Annotated in this window: 2 protein-coding genes; one reads left to right on the top strand and one right to left on the bottom strand. The window is 58.9% G+C overall.

Annotated elements, in window-relative coordinates; all coding sequences use genetic code 11:
• Positions 1-133, bottom strand: a 133-nt coding sequence (locus EN884_RS36410; protein WP_348629218.1) for a preprotein translocase subunit YajC, incomplete at its 3' end; no start/stop codon positions are given.
• Between the two features lie 276 nt (positions 134-409).
• On the opposite strand from EN884_RS36410, the gene EN884_RS36405 reads away from it, so the two are divergent.
• Positions 410-1,213 (top strand): ATP-binding protein (locus EN884_RS36405; RefSeq protein WP_164895440.1); only part of this gene is annotated, 804 nt, incomplete at its 3' end.

Raw genomic sequence — 1,213 nt, 5'->3', positions numbered from 1 at the left:
TCTTCAGCTGCGTGCGCTGCGGCCGGATGATCAGAAAATACATGATCACGAAAATCAGGACAAACGGCAAAATGCTGATGAACATGTCGGGAGAAGCGCCGACGCCTTGGGCGTATGCCGGTGTCACGAACATCGAGGTACTCCTGAATTTTGAAACAGCCGCCAATCTGGCGGCCCCTTGAAATTTGGCCGGAATATAGTCGGTAAAGTTGTCAATGCAACTGCGCGGCCGGCCAAATCGGCTGCTTTTCCGGCCTGTTGAGCCGTGTTAGAGCAGGATCGCAAAAAGCGCGAGCCGGTTTCCGCAAAAAATTATGCTCGAACAAAAGGTTGCAACCGGTTTTGTATCAGGCGAAATCGGGCAGCTTCACGCCCCAAGACATCAAAAACGCGAAAACAAAAGACAGACATGACCGACAGCAGCATTGAGGCCCTGAACCAGAAACTCGACCGGCTGATCGAAGCGGTGAGCCGCCTTGCCCCGCCGCCGGTGCCCCAAACCGACCTCCGCGAGGCTGATTGCTTCGTTTGGCAGGCCGATCCGGGCTATCTGGAACCGGTGCACAGGGTTAACCGCGTCGACATCGGACTGATCCGTGGCGTCGACCGCGTCCGCGACATCCTTGTCGACAACACCGAACGCTTCGCTGCCGGCTACCCGGCCAACAATGTGTTGTTGTGGGGCGCGCGCGGCATGGGCAAATCGTCGCTGGTCAAGGCCGTGCATGCGGAGATCAACGCCAAGGCCAGGTCCGACCTGCCGTTGAAGCTGATCGAGATCCACCGCGAGGACATCGACACGCTGCCGAAGCTGATGGGTCTGCTGAAGGCGGCGCCCTTCCGCTTCATCCTGTTTTGCGACGACCTCTCCTTCGACCATGACGACACCTCCTACAAATCGCTCAAGGCAGCGCTCGAAGGCGGCGTCGAGGGCCGTCCAGCCAATGTCATCTTCTACGCCACCTCGAACCGCCGCCATCTTTTGCCGCGCGACATGATCGACAATGAACGCTCGACCGCGATCAACCCGTCCGAAGCGGTCGAGGAAAAGGTGTCGCTGTCCGACCGCTTCGGGCTGTGGCTCGGTTTCCACAAATGTTCGCAGGACGAGTATCTCGACATGATCGACGGCTATGTCCGCCATCACGGGCTGACAATCGATCCCGACACGCTGCGCGCCGAAGCATTGGAATGGGCGACGACGCGCGGCAGC

The organism is Mesorhizobium sp. M7A.F.Ca.AU.001.01.1.1, from assembly GCF_004022735.1.
Lineage (GTDB): Bacteria > Pseudomonadota > Alphaproteobacteria > Rhizobiales > Rhizobiaceae > Mesorhizobium > Mesorhizobium ciceri.
The sequence above is the reverse complement of the archived record's forward strand: the minus strand, read 5'-3'. Positions and strand labels throughout refer to the sequence as shown.